Origin of the sequence: Wolbachia endosymbiont (group A) of Ophion costatus (assembly GCF_963969245.1) — a bacterium.
Taxonomy (GTDB): domain Bacteria; phylum Pseudomonadota; class Alphaproteobacteria; order Rickettsiales; family Anaplasmataceae; genus Wolbachia; species Wolbachia pipientis.
This window is the reverse complement of sequence record NZ_OZ017714.1, coordinates 770,482-789,152: the sequence shown is the minus strand read 5'-3', so window position 1 is coordinate 789,152 and position 18,671 is coordinate 770,482. Positions and strand designations below refer to the sequence as shown.

General features: G+C 35.0%; 14 protein-coding genes. 6 read left to right on the top strand and 8 right to left on the bottom strand.

Going from position 1 to position 18,671, the window contains the following annotated elements:
- Window positions 1–12: 12 nt before the first annotated feature.
- The 4 genes from AACH21_RS03870 to AACH21_RS03855 are packed head-to-tail and all read right to left on the bottom strand — an operon-like array spanning window position 13 to window position 1,992.
- On the bottom strand, window positions 13–489 hold the full coding sequence (locus AACH21_RS03870) for a hypothetical protein (protein WP_077188071.1): 477 nt from the start codon (window positions 487–489) through the stop codon (window positions 13–15).
- Between the two features lie 8 nt (window positions 490–497).
- Window positions 498–977 (bottom strand): hypothetical protein, encoded by a 480-nt coding sequence (locus AACH21_RS03865; protein ID WP_338482232.1) that lies wholly within the window; start codon window positions 975–977, stop codon window positions 498–500.
- A gap of 3 nt (window positions 978–980) precedes the next feature.
- Window positions 981–1,208 (bottom strand): F0F1 ATP synthase subunit C, encoded by a 228-nt coding sequence (locus AACH21_RS03860; RefSeq protein WP_006014985.1) that lies wholly within the window; start codon window positions 1,206–1,208, stop codon window positions 981–983.
- A gap of 58 nt (window positions 1,209–1,266) precedes the next feature.
- Window positions 1,267–1,992: a F0F1 ATP synthase subunit A gene (locus AACH21_RS03855; RefSeq protein WP_022626288.1), complete on the bottom strand. Its 726-nt coding sequence runs from the start codon at window positions 1,990–1,992 to the stop codon at window positions 1,267–1,269.
- 229 nt (window positions 1,993–2,221) lie between these two features.
- Between AACH21_RS03855 and AACH21_RS03850 the strand changes: the two genes are divergently transcribed.
- The 3 genes from AACH21_RS03850 (at window position 2,222) to AACH21_RS03840 (ending at window position 6,423) form a co-directional block, all read left to right on the top strand.
- Complete coding sequence (locus AACH21_RS03850) at window positions 2,222–2,509, top strand: hypothetical protein (protein ID WP_077188073.1); 288 nt, start codon at window positions 2,222–2,224, stop codon at window positions 2,507–2,509.
- Window positions 2,510–2,629: 120 nt separating this feature from the next.
- A complete protein-coding gene (gene pheT, locus AACH21_RS03845; RefSeq protein WP_338482231.1) occupies window positions 2,630–4,963 on the top strand; it encodes a phenylalanine--tRNA ligase subunit beta in 2,334 nt (777 codons plus the stop codon).
- Between the two features lie 77 nt (window positions 4,964–5,040).
- Window positions 5,041–6,423: an IS66-like element ISWen3 family transposase gene (locus tag AACH21_RS03840; protein ID WP_007548562.1), complete on the top strand. Its 1,383-nt coding sequence runs from the start codon at window positions 5,041–5,043 to the stop codon at window positions 6,421–6,423.
- Window positions 6,424–6,449: 26 nt separating this feature from the next.
- On the opposite strand, the gene AACH21_RS03835 is transcribed toward AACH21_RS03840, so the two are convergent.
- Together AACH21_RS03835 and ileS are read right to left on the bottom strand one after the other, a co-directional pair.
- Complete coding sequence (locus AACH21_RS03835) at window positions 6,450–9,197, bottom strand: hypothetical protein (RefSeq protein WP_338482230.1); 2,748 nt, start codon at window positions 9,195–9,197, stop codon at window positions 6,450–6,452.
- Window positions 9,198–9,251: 54 nt separating this feature from the next.
- Window positions 9,252–12,596: an isoleucine--tRNA ligase gene (gene ileS / locus AACH21_RS03830; RefSeq protein WP_338482229.1), complete on the bottom strand. Its 3,345-nt coding sequence runs from the start codon at window positions 12,594–12,596 to the stop codon at window positions 9,252–9,254.
- Window positions 12,597–12,772: 176 nt separating this feature from the next.
- Here ileS and AACH21_RS03825 point away from each other — a divergent pair, with 176 nt between their 5' ends.
- A complete protein-coding gene (locus tag AACH21_RS03825; RefSeq protein WP_338482227.1) occupies window positions 12,773–14,239 on the top strand; it encodes an oligopeptide:H+ symporter in 1,467 nt (488 codons plus the stop codon).
- A gap of 139 nt (window positions 14,240–14,378) precedes the next feature.
- On the opposite strand, the gene miaB is transcribed toward AACH21_RS03825, so the two are convergent.
- Complete coding sequence (gene miaB, locus AACH21_RS03820) at window positions 14,379–15,698, bottom strand: tRNA (N6-isopentenyl adenosine(37)-C2)-methylthiotransferase MiaB (protein ID WP_006279599.1); 1,320 nt, start codon at window positions 15,696–15,698, stop codon at window positions 14,379–14,381.
- 142 nt (window positions 15,699–15,840) lie between these two features.
- Here miaB and AACH21_RS03815 point away from each other — a divergent pair, with 142 nt between their 5' ends.
- Window positions 15,841–16,761, top strand: a complete 921-nt coding sequence (locus AACH21_RS03815; protein WP_338482226.1) for an IS5 family transposase — start codon at window positions 15,841–15,843, stop codon at window positions 16,759–16,761.
- Between the two features lie 196 nt (window positions 16,762–16,957).
- Here the strand turns inward: AACH21_RS03815 and hemJ are convergent, their stop codons facing one another.
- Complete coding sequence (hemJ, locus tag AACH21_RS03810; protein WP_006279885.1) at window positions 16,958–17,386, bottom strand: protoporphyrinogen oxidase HemJ; 429 nt, start codon at window positions 17,384–17,386, stop codon at window positions 16,958–16,960.
- Between the two features lie 55 nt (window positions 17,387–17,441).
- Between hemJ and pdhA the strand changes: the two genes are divergently transcribed.
- Entirely contained in the window at window positions 17,442–18,422 is a 981-nt protein-coding gene (gene pdhA / locus AACH21_RS03805; protein ID WP_006279887.1) for a pyruvate dehydrogenase (acetyl-transferring) E1 component subunit alpha, read from the top strand.
- The last annotated feature ends 249 nt before the right edge of the window (window positions 18,423–18,671 follow it).

Below are 18,671 nucleotides of genomic sequence, written 5' to 3'. Positions count from 1 at the left end.
GTTGCATTGAACCTAATGCAATTTTTTATTTAAGTCACGTGAAAATGAAGATATGACCTCGCTACTACGCTTATCATCTTTACGTTCATGCATTATTTTTTTTACAGCATCAGCAGCTATATTCACTGTGTTAGTCTGTAAATCCCCAAGAGCTTTTTCAACTTGGTCAGTGACTTTCTTCAAGTTAGAATGGGCATTGTCATCTAATGTCTGATCTAGCTGCTGTCTATTGTGCTTAATGATACTATTAGCTTTATCAAGTGCTTCATTCATCATTTTATTAACTTCTGCATCTAATTCTTTGTATTTTTTAGAAGATTTTTTGTAATACTCCAACATATCTTTCCTGAATTTTTCAGTTTCTTCACTTGAAAATTTGCTTTTGTTACGCTTATTGTTAAGCGCATTTTTTATCACTTTCTTTAGCAATTTATACGAAAGGACAAAACTTACCAAGAAGGCAAGACCGATAATCAGTGATGTAGACATAAAAACCCCTAAAATTCTTTGGACACCAACTCAGCAATAAATTCCTCTTCAATTTCAGAATTAGTCAATTTAGTATAATAAATTAAAGCAATACTAGTAGCCATTTGTTTTAACTGATCAGTATATTCAGATTTAAATTCTGCCACTTTTTTTTCAATAAGCTTGCTCTTTTTTTTGTCTTCCTCTTCTAATATATTCTTAACATTAGCTCTCATTTCTTCTACCTGAGCAAGTGCATCATCTATGATTTTTTTTGCCTGTATTCTAGCTTGGTTTAAAGCGGCATTATACTTGGCAATCTGCTCTTCCGTGAGTCTTAAAAGATGAACAGAACTATTAAAAGAACCCAATACTTCTTTACTTCTAGTGCTTATTATTTTATCTAACTTTGGTAAAAATAAACAACTTACCACGAAAAAAAGTGAAGAGAAAAAAATTAAAAACCAAAAAACTTGAGAAAAGAAGGTTGAAACATCAAGCTGTGGCATCTGTTAAGCAGCAAATATTAATAACATTGCAAGTACAAACGCAAGCAATCCCATGATTTCAACCATGGCAGCACCAATATAAACATAACTTTTCATTTTACCTTCTGATTCAGGGTTTCTCGCAATCCCATTTAACATAGCAGAAAAGATATTAGCTATACCTAAACCAGCACCGAGCATTCCAAACACAGCTAAACCAATTGCTATAAACTTTAAAGCTACTAAATCCATATATTACCTTTAATTTTTCTTTATAATATAATTGTAAAATATTCTACAAGGAAGTCAATTACTTTACTGCATCTGACAAATATACACATGTTAATATAGTAAATATATAAGCTTGTAAAATTGCAACAAATACTTCAAATCCTATCAATGCAATTATGAACAAAAACGGCGCAGGAGTGAAAAATATGTTCATATTTACAATAAACCCTGCTATCACTTTGATGATTGTATGACCAGCAATCATATTTGCTGCAAGCCTTATTGATAGGCTAACCGGCCTTACTAAATAAGCAAACAACTTAATAATAATTATTATAGGTGCAAGCCACGAAGGAGTTCCTTTTGGTAGCAATATGCGTAAAAATTCTACTCCCCTTTCTTTAAATCCAACAATCGTTATATAAATAAAAACCACCATCGATAAAGCGAAGGTGACTATCACATGACTTGTGACCGTGAAACTATAAGGAAGAACACCAACTAAATTACACGATAAAATGAAAATAAATACTGTGAATATCAATGGAATGTGCTGCAAGCCTTTGCTTCCAGTGTTATTTTCTATTATTGAAATAACAAAATCATATACATACTCAACTGCAGCTTGCAAATATCCTGGTATTACTGACCCCTTCTTTATTCCAAAAAGCAAAAAGAGTATCATCAATATCACCGAAATCATCGTGAAAAAAGATGAATTGGTAAAGCTTACGTCATACCCAAATAACCTAGGTAACTCTATTATTGTATATACTTTAAATTGCTCTAGCGGATTTAACGCCATTTTGACCCTATGTACTTGAACTATAACAGTAAATAAAGTATGAATTTTATAGGACAAAGTCAAGGGTTAAGATAAGGCTCTGTGTTATTATAACATTGATACATTAACAAAATATGTAATTAGAGTGTTAATTACAGTCAGCTCTGTATTTTAAAATTTACTAATCTTATTAAATTATTTAACTTAACATCTTATTTTAATTATAATTTAATTTTTAGTGAGGTATATAATGAACGAAATAGATTTTATTAACGCTAATCATCCTTTAAATTTAGAGCAGGAATTTGGTAACGGATACATCAAATTGACAGATGGTTCCTTTAACGAATATACTGGCCATTATCAAATAGGAAGCGAAATACTAGATGAAAGCCATAATATGATAGGAGACTTAACTATAGATGGCTACATTCATAGCTTCCATGCAGATACCCACAATATGAATCTTAAATCCTTTACGGAGATAGATTTAAAAGGTGATATAAAGAAGATAAATTCTCTTTACAAGAAGATATAAAGTTACAAAAACTTCTGCATCATTGCTTGTGATACAGAAGTCACTTTTCATTCCACTACAATAAGCTTTAAAATCACTACATTTTACATTACAATAACTTTTTCACTTCTTTTTAGGTCCATGAAATTCACATTATCTTGGTTATTAGAACACTTAGAAACCAATGCTAGTTTAGAAGAAATTACCGATAAATTAACTCACATAGGGTTAGAAGTAGAAGATGTGATCGATAATTCCAGATTGACTGGGTTTATTGTTGCAGAGGTATTAGAAGTCGTACCTCATCCAAATGCTGATAAATTAAAATTATGTAAAGTAAATGATGGAAGTAAAATTCTACAAATAGTCTGTGGAGCAAACAATGTTAGAGAAGGTATGAAAACTGTACTTGCATCTCTTGGTAGCACGTTGCCAGAAAGTGATCTCACAATTAAGTCCACAAAAATACGAGGAATGCTAAGTGAAGGGATGCTCTGCTCTGCTTCTGAACTTGCGCTGGTTCAAGAGGAAAGTGAAGGAATAATCGAGCTTTCCGATGATTATAAAGTAGGGGATAAATTTTTCAATTGTGACCCTGTAATTGATATAAATGTTACTCCAAACCGTGGAGATTGCTTAGGCATTTATGGAATAGCTCGCGACCTTGCTGCAACTGGAATTGGGACATTAAAGACTTTAAGCATTCCACAACTTACCAGCTCCATAAATTCACCAATCGATGTTGAAGTTACTGACGGGGAAAGTTTTATTAGTGGAATATACATCGCCAATGTAAAAAATCAAGAAAGCCCAAAATGGTTAAAAGATAGGCTGGAATCGATAGGAATGCGCTCCATTTCTGCAATAGTTGATATCACGAACTATATTATGATATCTTTCAGCCGCCCAATGCACGCGTATGATGCAAAAAAAATAGAAGGAGAGCTCACAGTACGCAAAGCAAACGACGGAGAAAAATTTGCTGGTTTGAACGGTAAAGAATACTTATTAAACAAAGACATAAGCGTTATTGCAGGTGATAAAAATATTCATGGAATTGCTGGAATTATAGGTGGTAAGTGCAGTGAATGTACTCTTGAAACTACTGATATCTTTTTAGAGTCTGCTTGGTTCGATCCCATCTCTATTACTAAATCTTCAAGGCAGCTCGGCATCTCCACAGACGCTAGTTACAGATTTGCACGTTCAGTTGATCCTGGATTTACTTTTGATGGACTCAACCTTGCAGCTAAAATGATTCTGGACTTATGTGGTGGAGAAACCTCAAGCGTAGTGTCTGCTGGCAGTTTAGATAGTGCTGACACCAAGGTGAGCTTTGATTATCAGGATGTGAACAAGTTTGGAAGTGTGTCTGTATCGCCTGATGAGGTGCTTGATATCTTAACGAAACTAGGGTTTAGTATTGATAAAAAAACCGAAGGCAATTGGAATGTACAAGTACCAAGCTGGAGACCGGACGTGACAATACCTGCTGACCTAATCGAAGAAGTAACAAGGATATACGGCTATGACAAAATAAAAGAAGAACCACTACCAAATAATGTTGAAGAAGTAGATAGTACATACGACAATTTGCGTATTTTGATGACAAACAGAGGGTTTCATGAAGTGCTAACCTGGTCGTTTATGAGTGAATCAACAGCTGAAAAATTTGGTTACTCGAATAAGTTATTTATCATCGATAATCCGTTTAACAATAGCTTTAATATAATGAGACCAAGTATTATGCCAAATTTATTGCAAGTTACTGCTGATAATATTGCCCATGGAATATCTGATCTTGCAATCTTCGAAATTGGGCCGATTTACGATGGTGAAGCTCGGTCTAAACATGTTTTAAGTGGGATAAGAACAGGAAATAATTTACCGCGAAACCATTATAATACTGATAGAAAAGTAGATGTTTTTGACGCAAAGGCTGATTGCATAGCAGCTTTGGAGTTTTTTAACGTCAATTGTGATAATTTAACGATAGAGAGAGCAGAAAAAGAACATTATCACCCAGGAAAGTCAGGCACTCTCTCTTTTAAGAATAAAGTAGCAGGTTATTTTGGAGAGTTGCATCCTAATATATTAGATCTTTTTGATATCAAGCAAAAAGTTGTAGGTTTTGAGGTGATATTAGAAAATATTGAAAATTTACCTGTAAGTAGAAAGAAATTTATCGATTATAAATACCAAAGTGTAAAACGTGATTTTGCATTTATTGTAAATAAGGATGTGAAAGTAGGTAACATAATCAATGTGGTAAAAAAAAGCTCAGAGCTCATCACAGAAGTTTTAGTATTTGACGTATACCATGGAAATAATATAGAATCGAATAAGATGTCTATAGCATTGTCAGTTACTTTCTGCTCTCCAACTCACACTTTAACTGAAAAAGAGATCCAAAAAGAATCAAGTGCTATAGTTAATTTAGTATGTGAAAATACCGAAGGAACTTTGAGAACTTAGTATCCGTTCAGCGGAGTGGCAGGATAAGGTAGACAAGGTGATCTAAGAAGATAATCATAGAGCAAAAGTGAAGTAATATGGTAAACCTTTTAGAACTTTGCAAAAATTTACAGCAAAAAATAGAAAGGTTAGAAGCAAAAATAGAAAGATTGGAAAAAGAGAATGAAAGTTTAAAAGCAGAAAATAAGGCTTTAAAGATAGAAAATGCTGAGTTAAGAGAAAGACTCGGTTTAAGCTCAAAAAATTCATCAATACCAAGTTCCAAAGAGTTGTATAAAATAAAAAAGAATAAGCCGAAAAGCGAAAGGAATATTGGCGGTCAGGTTGGTCATAAAGGAAGTTTTCGCGCCAACATGGATGCAGATAAAGTAGTAAAGATAGAGTTGCCTAATACTTGCGAATGCGGAGGAGAAATTGCAATATGTGAAAAACCATATATTCATCAGAAAGTTGATCTTCCAGAAATCAAGCCTTATGTAGTGGAATATCAGTTAGAACATGGCCGTTGTCGGAGATGCGGAAAGAGAAGAAGTAGCAAGTTACCGGAAGGTGTTACGCCAGATACATTTGGTCCAAGGGTTAAGTCAATAATTGCAGCGTTCAGCGGATTCTACAAAAATTCAAAACGCGAAATAGCGAGTGTCGTAAATGATATCTTCAATTTGAACATAAGCGTCGGTAGCATATCAAATAGTGAACATAGAGTTGCTTCAAAATGCAAAAAAATGTATGAGCAGATCGAACAAGAGATAAGTAGGAGTAAAGTTCTACATATTGATGAAACGAGCCATTATAACAAAGGTAAACTCGCTTGGTGTTGGATGTTTGCAAGCAATACGGCAAGTTTTGTAAAATTTACAGAGTCAAGAGGAATGAAAGTTTTACAAAATAGTAAATTCTGCAATCGCAATAGCTTGGTAATAACTGACAGGTATGCAGCATACAATTATTTTGCCGATAAAAACAGGCAAATCTGTTGGGCACATTTATCAAGAGATTTTGAAAGATTAGCACATAGTTGGAATATTGAAGTTAAAGTTCTGGGTTGTTACTTGAGAAACGTGGCCACTGAATTATTTGCACTAAAAAAAGCTTTACTAAAAAGTGAGATAGATGTTTTGAGGTTTGTCAGACGTGCCAGAAAATTAAGAAAACGTACAAAGTATTACTTGAAGGAGATATCTCGTTTACCTGAAGCAATTGGAGCCTCTCGAGTTGCAAAAAATGTTCTGAGATCTGAAAGAATGATGTGGAAATTTTTAGATGACCCAGAAAATATTCCGCTGACAAATAACCACGCTGAACGGCAAATTCGGCATTATGTCGTTTATCGCAAAAACTCATATTTTACACAATCAAAGCGGGGAAATACATTCCTTGAGCGGATAATTTCATTATACTTAACTTGGAAACAAAGGGGTCTCAATCCTTTCCAAAATCTCCTATCTATTGTTTCTTAAACCACTCTCCTGAACGGATACAGAACTTATCGTTGAGTCACAATCATAGTTTCCTGCCGTTGCTGTGTCACACTTACTTCATCCAATTTATTTCCAATATTGAATTCAATATCCTTGAAAAATCTATCCCACATTCCATGCAAATGCTCTTCTATTTTAGGCCACACATCATTTTTAAATGTTACCCCATCATCAGAAAATAAATTACCTAAAAAGGCTCCAATACCTTCATAATTTGACTGAAAACATTGAAGAAATGTCTCTCCTTCTTTATAAGTATTATGTGCCACATTTAACGCTTTTCTCTCTGTAGTCTCTTTATAAACATTTGATGCTCCAATCTTTATTGCACCAAACATAACTTTACCCCAGTTCTTAACTTTCTGTATACAACCTTCACTATTTCCTGGTATATTATTTATTATATCTTTTGTCAAATTATCTATCAAAGGAGACAATAAACCTTGATAAAAGTGCTTGATATTATTTTTTGTTTTTATCACAGGACTTTTTATGCATTTTTCTGCCAAATAGTATTCAAGTTCCGCTTCCTCTAACAACTTCTTAACTGCTTCTTCGTTAAAAGTTTCACGCTCGAACTCCTTCAGTAAATCATCCTCTATTATTGCAAACTTTATTTTTTCGCGAGATTCTAGTTCTTCTATATAATCATTTTTTGTTTCTTCATTTATCAACAATCCTTTTTCTTCTAATTCTAACTGTTTTAATGCTTTGAGAATTTCTTGGTTATTTTTCAAATGCTTCTCTATTAATTTTGTACTTGGATGCTGTTCTCCTTTCCTATTTCGCTCACCTTCTAAATATTTGTTTAAATCCTCATTTTCTTCTATTACTTTCCTTAACGATATAGGTTGCTCTAAGCATTCTGCAATTTCCGCTCGGTGCGCATTAATCCTCTGTACTAAATCCGGCTCCTTTTCCTCTAACAGCTTACATGAATCCTCTATACCCTTTGCTTGGCCTTTGAGTACATTTTGTTTTTTGCATTTCGTTATTTCTAAATATATCTTTGCTACAAAAGCATTTACTTTATCTGAAGCTTCTTTTAAATTCTCACTCAAAGAACCTTTTATCTCCTTTTCTAAATCCCGAAACTGGTCTATTAAGCTGAGCATGCCTAATAGGCCTAACTCACCCTTGGCTTTTTTCATTACTGATTTTACTAGCCTTTGCTCAACTTCTTGATCATCATACTCGAACTTAAAAAGACCTTCTAACCTTCTTCTTAAAACATCACCTGCTAAATTATTCTTTTTTACATCTCCATATATTTCTTTCAATTTTTCATGTATCCTAATATATCTTTTTTGTCCTTCTTTTTTTAAAAGATTAATCTCTTCTTTAGCATTACCTAGAGCTGTCTCTGTTTCTCTACTATGTATATATTTATAAACATCAATAATTGTTCTCTTAGCTATCTTCCCTTCTTCTTTAAGCCGCTTCCATTCTGCTTTAAATATAGGAAGCTCACTATCATCTAAAACATCCGGTACTTTTGCTCCTGCTTTTTTCAGATCTCTTATTATCACTTCTTTCTCACCTGGTAATTCCTTACCTTGACTCTCTAATTCCTGTCTCACTAAAGAATTTTTTATCTCATCTTCCAGTGAAAAACCTTCTTTCCGTCTATCCAGCTGAAACCTAACTGCTTGTATAAAGGCAACTTGATAGGCGTTGTATATTAAGTGAGTTGTCAACTTAAAATCTATGCTACTTACCACTTTTAACCTGAATTCGTCCAACAATTCCTTCAATTTATCATATGTAATCTCTTTCTTTTCTAGCTTTATCAGTTCTTCCATAGTCTTCGCAAATTCTTGAATAGAAGTTGCAAGCACATCCTTGATTTCATTGCGTAAGGGCTTAAGACCATTTTTTAAATTGATGTTAGTTGACAATTTCAGTACGATGCTATGCTCTGAATCCCGCGTCACATCAAACCACTTGTTATTTTCATTTTCATACAAATCTCTAAGCAATCGTTTAAATTGCGGTGGAAATTCTATTTCCATATCCCACGCAATATTTGGTCCAGTAACTTCCTTTTCATGAAAAGACACCTCAATATTTTGATGCTTATTAGAATACCGCCCCATACTTATTTTAAGAGCAGTAACTAAAGAGTGAGATAAATCTCTATTTAAAAGATAAAAAGTAGCCAAAGCAATTGTTGCAGGAATAAGTAATGCTGCAAGCATAGCTATATTAACAAGAATCACTATTGCAGCAAGAACACCATATGCCAGTCTTTTTGCTGTACTTTCACTTACTTCACTTTTTTTTGTTTTATTCTCCTCTGAACTGATTTGTGTCTTATCATTTGTTTTTAATTTATTATATACGGCTAATCCTAACGCAGTGAAAACTATATAAGGAAACATTAAAACTGATAGAGCTAAATTTAATACTTTCTTCTCCGGGCAAGCTCGATTTACCTCTTTAAATATTCTACTTGATATATTATACCAAGAAGTAAAAAAATCAGAGTTATAATCTTTATAATGAAATATACTGAGTGGAACGTTAAAATTAGCTAACGGCTCTTGTTCTTCCACAGCATCAAAAAATTCTTCTTCCTCTTCTGAAGTAGCAAGACCTAAATCATTCCCTTCTTCTACATTAGAAACAGCTTCCATAGCATCAAAAGACTCTTCCTCTTCCAAAGTAACATTGGAAATAGATTCTACTTTACCTAAATCATCACTATTGTTATTTAAGTCAACAACTTTCTTACAATCTACAACAGCATTCATACCATAACCTTATCCAATTACCTTAAGTATAGCACAAACACTGACGATTTTCAACTACTGACAATCTAACTTAACACCAACACTTAAATCCTGATATTCCTTAGAATAAAAGTTAGTTCCAATTTCTGTATTAATTTCTAAAGATAAGGAAAGAGTCTGCTCTTTTATGTATTCACTCCATTTACTTGTCGCTTTCCTAATTTTCTCATCTTTTGTTTTTATGATCACCTTAATTCGATCAGATATATGAAAATCAGCTTGTTTCCTAGTTTCCTGAATAAGTCTCACGACATCTCTTGCAAGCCCCTCTAGAATTAATTCATCATTTAAAGTGGTGTTCAGAATCACAATTCCTCTGTTATTATCAAACACGGAGGAAAATTCACTGTTTGCTTTTAACAATAGTTCATATTCGCCTTTTTTTATAGTATAGTTCTCTGTTTCATCTCCGAGGAATATTTGCTCATTTTCAACTTGCCACCATTTCCCCTCTTTGACATATTGAACTAGTTTCTTAATTTTATCTGGAACTCTTCTTCCAAGCACAGGAAAATTTAATTTTAACTCTAGCGATGCAATACCTTCGAGCCTGTTTACTAACTCTAGCTTTTTTACATTTACCTCATCTTTTATCATCTCCTGGTACTCATTTGAATCTGCAGCACACTGGATCCCAGTGTCAGCTACTTGGATAACAGGAGAGAACTCTGGGATGACAGAAAGCGGTTCACCTTCAAGAAAACTACAGGAAGACTGATGATAAATGATCATACTGCCAAGCGGCTGTCTGATACGTATATTAAAAGTGTTTCTGATCGAAAGTGCAGAGTTGCACACCTCTCTCACTAGATCCATCTTGGCAATGAGCTGACTATCAAACTTCTCTAATTGTGGAAAATTAGCCAAATGAACAGATGTTTCTTCATACTTAAGCCCTTGCCATATATTCTCTGTTATAAGTGGCAACAAAGGAGCTGCAGCTCTTAGTATGTAATAAAAAACCGTATATAGAACATTATAAGCATCAGTTTTATCCTGATCCAAATCAGTTTTCCAAAAACGCTCGCGACTGCGACGAATATACCAATTATTTAGCACTTCAAAAAAGTTCATTAAAATTTTGCAAGCCTCTTGGGAGTTATAGCTATTCATAGAAGCTTGGATACTTTCTATAGCTTCAAAACATTTGGAAATCATGTAGTGATCAATAGTACTTTGATAATCCTTACAAACTTCAGCTTTAATTCCATCTGCATTTGCATACATAGTAAAAAAGTGATAACTGTTCCAAATAGGTTTTATTACGTTTTTCAGAACATCTCGTATTGAGTTTCCCTCTTTATCAAGCAGCAAATTACCACCACAAACAATAGATCCAGAAAGCATAAGAAAACGCAGTGCATCAGAACCATATCTATCAAAAACCTCCATTGGATCTGCATAGTTATTCAAACGTTTGGACAACTTTTGCCCTTTTACATCCAAAACAACACCGTGGCATATGCAGTTCTTAAATGGTTCCCTATCAAACAAAGCAGTGGACAATACAAAGAGCGTATAAAACCACCCCCTGGTTTGCGCTATGTATTCAGTGATAAAATCCGCAGATTCAAACCACTCCTTATTTTCAAACGGATAGTGGATTTGCGCAAATGGCATCGAGCCAGATTCAAACCAGCAGTCAAACACGTCAGGTACACGGCGCATAACTGATTTTCCTGTTGGATCATCAGGATTTGGTCTTGTTAAAGTATCGATAAATGGTCTGTGCAAGTCGTCTATTTTAACATTAAAATCTCTCTCCAGTTCTTCTATTGAACCATATACATCTACTCTTGGATATCTCGCATCATCTGATTTCCATACAGGGATTGGCGTACCCCAGAATCGATTGCGTGAAATTGACCAGTCGTGTGCCCCTTCAAGCCATTTTCCAAATTGACCATCTCTAATGTGGTTTGGTATCCAATTAACTCTCTTATTTAGCTCTACCATTCTGCTTTTGAATTTTGTAACAGCAACATACCAAGAAGGCATAGTGCGATAGATCAAAGGAGTGTCAGTTCTCCAGCAGTGTGGATAATTGTGAATATATTGTTCAGTTTTAAACCAATTCCCTTGCTCTTTTAATTTTTTTATTACTGTATCATTGGTATCAAAAACATGAACCCCTGCCAAATCTGAAATTTCAGCAGTAAATTTTCCACTGTTATCAATTGGACAAATAACTGGAATATCATGACTTTGGCAAAGGTAAAAATCTTCCTCACCAAATCCAGGAGCAGTGTGTACAACGCCAGTACCATCTTCTCCTGTAACATAATCAGCAACAAAAACACGGAATGCATTCTTTGTATCTTTAAAGTAATCAAACAGCGGCTTATAGGAAAGATCTACAAGATCATCTGCTTTAAATTTTATATTGCAGTTTTCATATGGAATATTGCTTTGTTCACAGTGGCTGACAAATTTCCCTAAATAACTTTCAGCGAAGATGTAAACTTCATCGTTAACTAGATCTTTTGCATTATCCCCTGTCATCCCAGTGCTTCGACACTGGGATCCAGAAATAGATTCCAGCGTCACGCGCTGGAATGACATCAAAGGGTGGACTGACACTGCACAATACTTAATATCTTTTCCTATTGCTAAAGCCAAGTTGCTCGGCAACGTCCAGGGAGTTGTAGTCCAAGCAAGTAATTTACACTTTCGTTTAACACTTTTAAACTGCTGTGGGTTTTCTAAAAGCTCAAATGCAACAGTTACAGCTTTGCTAGTCTTTTCTCTATACGCGTTATCTAGTCTTGTTTCAAAATTAGACAATGGAGTTTCGCACGCCCAGCTATATGGAACAACGCGCACTGATTCATACACTAGACCCTTATCATAAAGCTGCTTGAATGCCCACATGACCGACTCCATGAATGATTTATCCATGGTCTTATAGTCATTGTGAAAATCTACCCATCTTGCTTGTCTATTGACATATTTTTCCCACTCTGATGAAAATTTCATCACAGAAGTACGGCAATGATCGTTAAATTTATCTATACCAAACTTCTCTATCTCAGTTCTACCAGATATTCCAAGTTCTTTTTCTGCACCCATCTCAGCCGGCAATCCATGGCAATCCCAGCCAAATCTACGTTCAACCCTTTTTTGAAGCATAGTTTGATATCTTGCAAATGCGTCTTTGATGAAACCAGTGAGTAAATGTCCATAATGCGGAAGTCCATTTGCAAACGGAGGCCCATCGTAAAAGACAAAACAATTATCCTTGGAACGTTCTTCAACTGACCGCTCAAAAACTTTGTTTTCCTGCCAAAATTTTATGATTTCCTTTTCTAACGATGAAAAATCAGGACTACTTACTGTATCAGGATAATGCTTTGACTTCATGTTCGCTATGTAAAACTAAAGAATATAGGGCTTTCTGAAAAATTACAAATTCAAAAATATTTCCGTAGCTCACACCCCAACAAACTATTCTGCCGAGTTTCCAATACCTTTTTTTAAGTTTTACTTGCAGTTTTTATTGTTTTACTTAACATTAACCCAAGCTTTAGGGGTATTTTATGGATCAGAAGACAGATAAGTTTCCACAATTTTTAAAAATGTTGTGCTTTGTTGAAATGTGGGAACGTTTCTCTTACTATGGAATGAGGGCACTTTTGGTCCTATTTTTGACTTCTCACTTAGGTTTCACTGATGAGAGGGCCTTTACTATTTACTCATTATTTGCTGCAACAGGTTATGCTATACCAATACTTGGAGGTTTTTTAGCTGATAAGTTGATGGGATTCCGCAACATGGTATTGCTTGGAGGGATAGTGATGATAGCAGGTCATGCCTGCATGTCATTGGTTGAGTTTGAACCAGGTTTATTATATTTAGGTTTATCTCTAATAGCCGTAGGTACTGGTATGTTTAAAGGAAACGTAACTAACTTACTTGGTTCATGCTATGGCAAAGACGATCCTGAACGTAGCAGAGGCTTTACTTTATTTTATGTAGGTATAAACCTTGGAGCAATATTGGCTTCTATTTCATGTGGTTATGTAGCCCACTTATTTGGTTGGCACTACGGCTTTGGTTTAGCTGGCATTGGGATGTCTATAGGGCTAATCTTTTTTCTCAAATTTCAGAGTCTTTTAGGAGATAGCGGCCTTTCTCCTTATCCAGAGCTTATGAATAAGCGCATATTAGGGATTAAAATCTTTGGTATAGTATTGATAGGAAGCTTTCTGTCATCATCAATAATTGCTAAAATGCTTATACATAGTGAATTTTTTACTAATATGCTCATATTTGTTGGAATAACAGCTCTAGGCATATTTATTTATATAATATCTAAATTATCAGCAGAACAAAGACGAAAATTAGTGGCATTATCTATTCTTGTGGTATTTTTCTTGTGTTTTTTTGCTTTAGAAATGCAGCTTGGCTCTTTGGCTAACTTATTCACCGAAAGAAACGTTATTAACAATGTATTAGGTATAACAATTCCAGCTTCAGTTTCTCAAGCCATAAATCCTTTATCAATTATAATACTTGGCTTTCTTTTTGGAACATACATGAAGTTTAAGCAAAAATATGCAACTTCCATGTTTACCCTTGGCCTTCTGACAATGGCTATGTGTTTTTTCACACTGTACATAGGATGTTTAAACTCTAGCAGCGAAGGTAAAGTAGAATACTTATATTTAATAATTGCTATCTCCTTTATGGGACTGGGAGAATTATGCATTGCTCCCTTAGTTTTAGAACAATCAACTGCACTAGCTCCCCCAAATTTTAAAGGAGTAGTAATGGGTATAACAACGATGTCGTTAGCATTTTCTAACCTAGCCGGAGTTGCAATATCAAAATTTATGTCAGTTCCTTCAGTAAACGGTAAAATAAATTATTTAGAATCTTTAGAAATATATAAAGAGGGTTTTTTAAAGGTGGGAATATTTAATTTAATGCTCGTTATTGTATTTTTATTCTTCTTCAATTTTATACATAAAGTTGTTACTAACTCATCTTGTACAAAAAATTGATATAGGTAAGCTCAAATTTGTAGGCTTAAGGTACCCGTTCAGCAGAGGTAGCAATTAAACTTTGTAACTTTTGAAAAAGATTATGATTGCATTTTTTCAATACTCTTTGCTTAAGATTTATATTTAACGCTGCTTAAAATCAGTGAAATGCACACCCCAGCAAACTACTCTGCCGAGCTTCCAACACTTTCACATTTACTATTTTGTCCCTGTATTTATCTTCAGAATCATCAATGCACACTGATTGCATATATGGGCTTTTACCAATAATTTGGTTTTGGTGTTTACCTTTTTTATCGCTAAACAGAACAGGTATAGTTTTACCTACCATACTCTGGTTAAACTCAAGTTGTTGCTTACTAATTAATTTCTGTAAACGAAGAAGGCGCTCTGTTTTAACCTCTTCTGGTACTTGATCTTTTCTTTCCGCTCCCGGTGTGCCTGGTCTTGGGCTGTATTTAAAACTATAAGCCTGAGCATATCTAACTTTTTCTACTAATTTCATAGTTTCTTCAAAATCTTTTTCGGTTTCTCCAGGAAAACCAACAATAAAATCAGAAGAAAATTCGATTTCAGGTTTCAATTTGCGAAATCTGTCTATTATTTCCAAATACTCCTCTGCAGTGTGTTTCCTGTTCATCGCGTGCAATATTTTATTCGAACCAGACTGCACAGGCAGGTGAACAAACGGCATGAGCTTTGGCTCTTCCGCATGTGCCAAGTAGAGAGATTCATGCATATCTCTTGGATGAGAAGTTGTATAACGAATCCTCTCTAGCTTTTCAATTTTAGCAATATGACTAATTAATTTTCCTAAATCCCACACTTCCCCTTCGCACTCCCCATGGTAAGCATTGACGTTCTGACCAAGCAAATTGATCTCATTTGCCCCATTTGCAACTAATTTCAATGCTTCATGAAATATTTCATTCACTGGCCGTGAATACTCAGCTCCACGAGTATAGGGCACTACACAAAACGTACAAAATTTATCACAACCCTCTTGTATGGCAAGAAACGCAGAAGACCCCTGGCTATTGCCATAGCATTCATCTGGCAATTTATCAAACTTTGCAACTTCAGGAAAATCAGTGTTTATTACATGACCTTTACTTCTGCTTGCTTTGACTATCAGCTCCGGTAAGGTAGCGATACTCTGCGGACCAACAACAATATCAACAAAAGGAGCCCTTCTGAACACTTCTTCTCCCTCTGCTTGCGCTACACACCCAGCCACCACTATAGTCATTTCTTTTCGTAACGAATGAATCTTCCCAAGCTCTGAGTAAAGTTTTTCTGCTGCCTTCTCTCTAATGTGACAAGTATTCAGTATCACTAAATCGGCTTTCCCTGCATCACTAACAACGTTGAACCCCAAAGGTTTAATTACATTTTCCATTAAAACGGAGTCATAAACGTTCATCTGACAGCCGTAAGTTTTAATATATAGGCCTTTCATATTTGGTATGTCTTTTTCAAAATTTCTTCACCCTACACGTAAATGTCTAACAGACCAGCGCGTGACGCTAGTGAACTTGCTAGCACAATAGATTTTGACAAAATTCATTATAAAATAGCCATTTAACCTTGAAAGAAAAAATATGCCACAAAAAATGAGGGTCAGTAACCATAGCGAATATAACAAATTTCTAGAAAAAAGAGGAAATATTTTTCATTATATCAACGAAGCCATAGAAAAGTGGTACGAGAATGGTCCAAAAATACCAGGTGGCAACAATATTTATAGCGATAAAGTTGTAATTTTGGTGCACATAATAACTTGTTTATTTAGAATAGGCCTGAGGCAAACAGTTGGGTTTATAGCAGGATACCTTGAGCAAATTGGGAAAAATTTGCAAGTTATCAGCTATTCACAATCATCAAGAAGGTTTAAGAAACTCAATATTAAGATCAATGATTGCAGAATTGATAAAAATAATATGGAAGATATCGAAATTGCTATAGACAGTACAGGAATTAGTATATACAACAACACTCCTGGTCATAGCAAAGAAAATAGCGAAGATAGAAAGTATCGCAGCTATGAACAGACAAGAAAATTGCATGTAATGTTGAATACAAACAGCAAAAAAGCCATAGCTGTAAAATACAGTAACGGTGTCTACTCTGATCACTATGGAGCTTGTGATTTGCTAAAAGAAGTCGATTTTCAGTATGTCATAAAAGTACTATATGCAGATAGGGCATATGACAGAGAAAAGCTCTATAAGCTGTGTAATCAATATGGTATAAAAACGAAAATTCCTCCGAAAAACAACGCAGCAGAGCATCCAAAGTTAGACTATATGGCTGAGAGAAATTCTGCAGTCAAGCTCATAAAGTCATATGATGAAGATGGTATAAAGAAGTGGAAAAAAGAGATGAGTTATGGAAAAAGATCTTATATAGAAGGTTTTTTCTCGCGATTAAAAAAGACATTTGGATTTAGTTTTAGGAACAAATCTGAAATGAATCGTGAGAGGGAACTAAATGTTATTTGCTTAACAAATTTACTGAAATAGGCATGGCTAAGTTTGAGATAGCTTCATGAATTTATTGTACGTTACCTACTATCCGAAGAGCGATGCAACAAAGCCATCCCAGTGTCAAGCACTGGGATGACAAGAAAGGGAGCACTGGAATTTTTATTTCAGTATTGTACATTAGCCATGCATCTGAACAGATACGAGCTTTCTGCTTTTTTTTGGGTAAGGTCAGTCAAAAAGGTTTTACAACAACCATAATAACTATAACTATTATCAATACTGTAACTGCTTCATTTAAAACGCGAAAATAAATATGTGACTTCTTATTCGAACCCATTGCAAAATTTTTCCTATATTTTGCAAGTAGCATATGAATAATTAACATCAAAAGTATTGCAAATGCTTTTACATGAAACCATCCTTCACGATATGCTTCCCTAATAACCATTAGTGTAATTCCAAGACCAAGTGAGAAAAGCATTGCAGGGTTTATGATATGTCTAAGTAGCCTCTTTTCCATTGTTTGAAGCAAGCTATCATTTTCCGATCCCGGTTTTACAGTTGCATGGTAGACATAAAGCCTGGGTAAATAAAGCATACCTGCCATCCACATGATAACAGAGATAACATGAAAAGCCTCAAGCCAGTGGTAATAGTTCATTAGCAAAAATTTAAAATTCCTGGTATTGTGTTAGTTTAATGAAAAAGAAATCGATATGAAAGCAGAAAATTTCACTAAAGAACAGATAATTGGATTCTACAGGAAAATGCTACTCATACGCAGATTTGAGGAAAAAGCAGGACAATTATATGGGATGGGATTAATAGGCGGGTTCTGTCACCTATCAATAGGACAAGAAGCAGTTGCAGTTGGAACTCAAGCTGCATCAAAATTAGGTGACGCTTTTATCACAAGTTATAGAGACCATGGCTTAATGCTCGCATGTGATTCTGATCCAAATGTTGTAATGGCAGAGCTTACCGGCAAAGAAACAGGATGCTCGAAAGGTAAAGGTGGTTCGATGCACGTATTTGACGTTGAAAAAAAATTCTTCGGCGGGCATGGAATAGTGGGAGCACAAGTTCCAATTGGCACAGGAATAGCATTTGCTAATAAATATAAGAAAAAAGATAATGTGGTATTTACATATTTTGGCGACGGTGCTGCAAATCAAGGACAAGTATATGAATCGTTTAATATGGCATCTTTGTGGGAGTTGCCTGTGGTTTACATCATAGAAAATAATGAATACGCAATGGGAACCTCCGTGCAAAGATCAACTTTAGTAACAGAGTTATATAAAAGAGGAGAAAGTTTTGGTATTCCTGGAAAACAAGTTGATGGAATGGATTTTTTCTCTGTTTATGAGGCTACAAGCGAAGCAGCGGAACACACACGCAGCGGAAAAGGGCCTATCCTGCTTGAAATGAAGACATATCGATATCGCGGTCACTCAATGTCAGATCCTGCTACTTATCGCTTAAAAGAAGAAGTTGAAGATATGAAGCAAAATCATGACCCTATAAGCACTTTAAAGAAATACATGACAGATAATAAAATGGCTTCAGAAGAAGAGTGCAAAGTAATTGATAAGGAAATACGTGATTTAGTAAAAAAGTCGGAAGATTTTGCCAAAAATAGTAAAGAACCAAGCGTTGATGAGCTGTATACTGATGTTTATAAATTTGTTAGCTAATTTTTTTATCCAGAACTGTACAAACATTGTATAGTAAACGATGTCATCCAAATAGCTCCTTCTCCCGTCATCCAAGTGCCCTCCTTTTTTTGTCATCCCAGTGCTCCGACTACTTGGATCCAGCTGAGTTGGTGAGTATAAAAGTATAGCTAACGCAAGCTCTACGTCATGCCGCCGCGAACCGTCATACCGCGATTCATTCGCGGTATCTCTAGATCCCGCTAACAAGCAGCGGGATGACGGTTGTCA

What these genes read in the sequence shown, in the direction of transcription:
- AACH21_RS03870 (WP_077188071.1), bottom strand. Translation starts at nt 489, where the DNA reads ATGTCTACATCACTGATTATCGGTCTTGCCTTCTTGGTAAGTTTTGTC.
- ileS (WP_338482229.1), bottom strand. Translation starts at nt 12,596, where the DNA reads ATGAAGTCAAAGCATTATCCTGATACAGTAAGTAGTCCTGATTTTTCA.
- miaB (WP_006279599.1), bottom strand. Translation starts at nt 15,698, where the DNA reads ATGAAAGGCCTATATATTAAAACTTACGGCTGTCAGATGAACGTTTAT.
- AACH21_RS03815 (WP_338482226.1), top strand. Translation starts at nt 15,841, where the DNA reads ATGCCACAAAAAATGAGGGTCAGTAACCATAGCGAATATAACAAATTT.
- pdhA (WP_006279887.1), top strand. Translation starts at nt 17,442, where the DNA reads ATGAAAGCAGAAAATTTCACTAAAGAACAGATAATTGGATTCTACAGG.
- AACH21_RS03825 (WP_338482227.1), top strand. Translation starts at nt 12,773, where the DNA reads ATGGATCAGAAGACAGATAAGTTTCCACAATTTTTAAAAATGTTGTGC.
- AACH21_RS03840 (WP_007548562.1), top strand. Translation starts at nt 5,041, where the DNA reads ATGGTAAACCTTTTAGAACTTTGCAAAAATTTACAGCAAAAAATAGAA.
- hemJ (WP_006279885.1), bottom strand. Translation starts at nt 17,386, where the DNA reads ATGAACTATTACCACTGGCTTGAGGCTTTTCATGTTATCTCTGTTATC.
- AACH21_RS03835 (WP_338482230.1), bottom strand. Translation starts at nt 9,197, where the DNA reads ATGAATGCTGTTGTAGATTGTAAGAAAGTTGTTGACTTAAATAACAAT.
- AACH21_RS03855 (WP_022626288.1), bottom strand. Translation starts at nt 1,992, where the DNA reads ATGGCGTTAAATCCGCTAGAGCAATTTAAAGTATATACAATAATAGAG.
- AACH21_RS03860 (WP_006014985.1), bottom strand. Translation starts at nt 1,208, where the DNA reads ATGGATTTAGTAGCTTTAAAGTTTATAGCAATTGGTTTAGCTGTGTTT.
- AACH21_RS03850 (WP_077188073.1), top strand. Translation starts at nt 2,222, where the DNA reads ATGAACGAAATAGATTTTATTAACGCTAATCATCCTTTAAATTTAGAG.
- pheT (WP_338482231.1), top strand. Translation starts at nt 2,630, where the DNA reads ATGAAATTCACATTATCTTGGTTATTAGAACACTTAGAAACCAATGCT.
- AACH21_RS03865 (WP_338482232.1), bottom strand. Translation starts at nt 977, where the DNA reads ATGCCACAGCTTGATGTTTCAACCTTCTTTTCTCAAGTTTTTTGGTTT.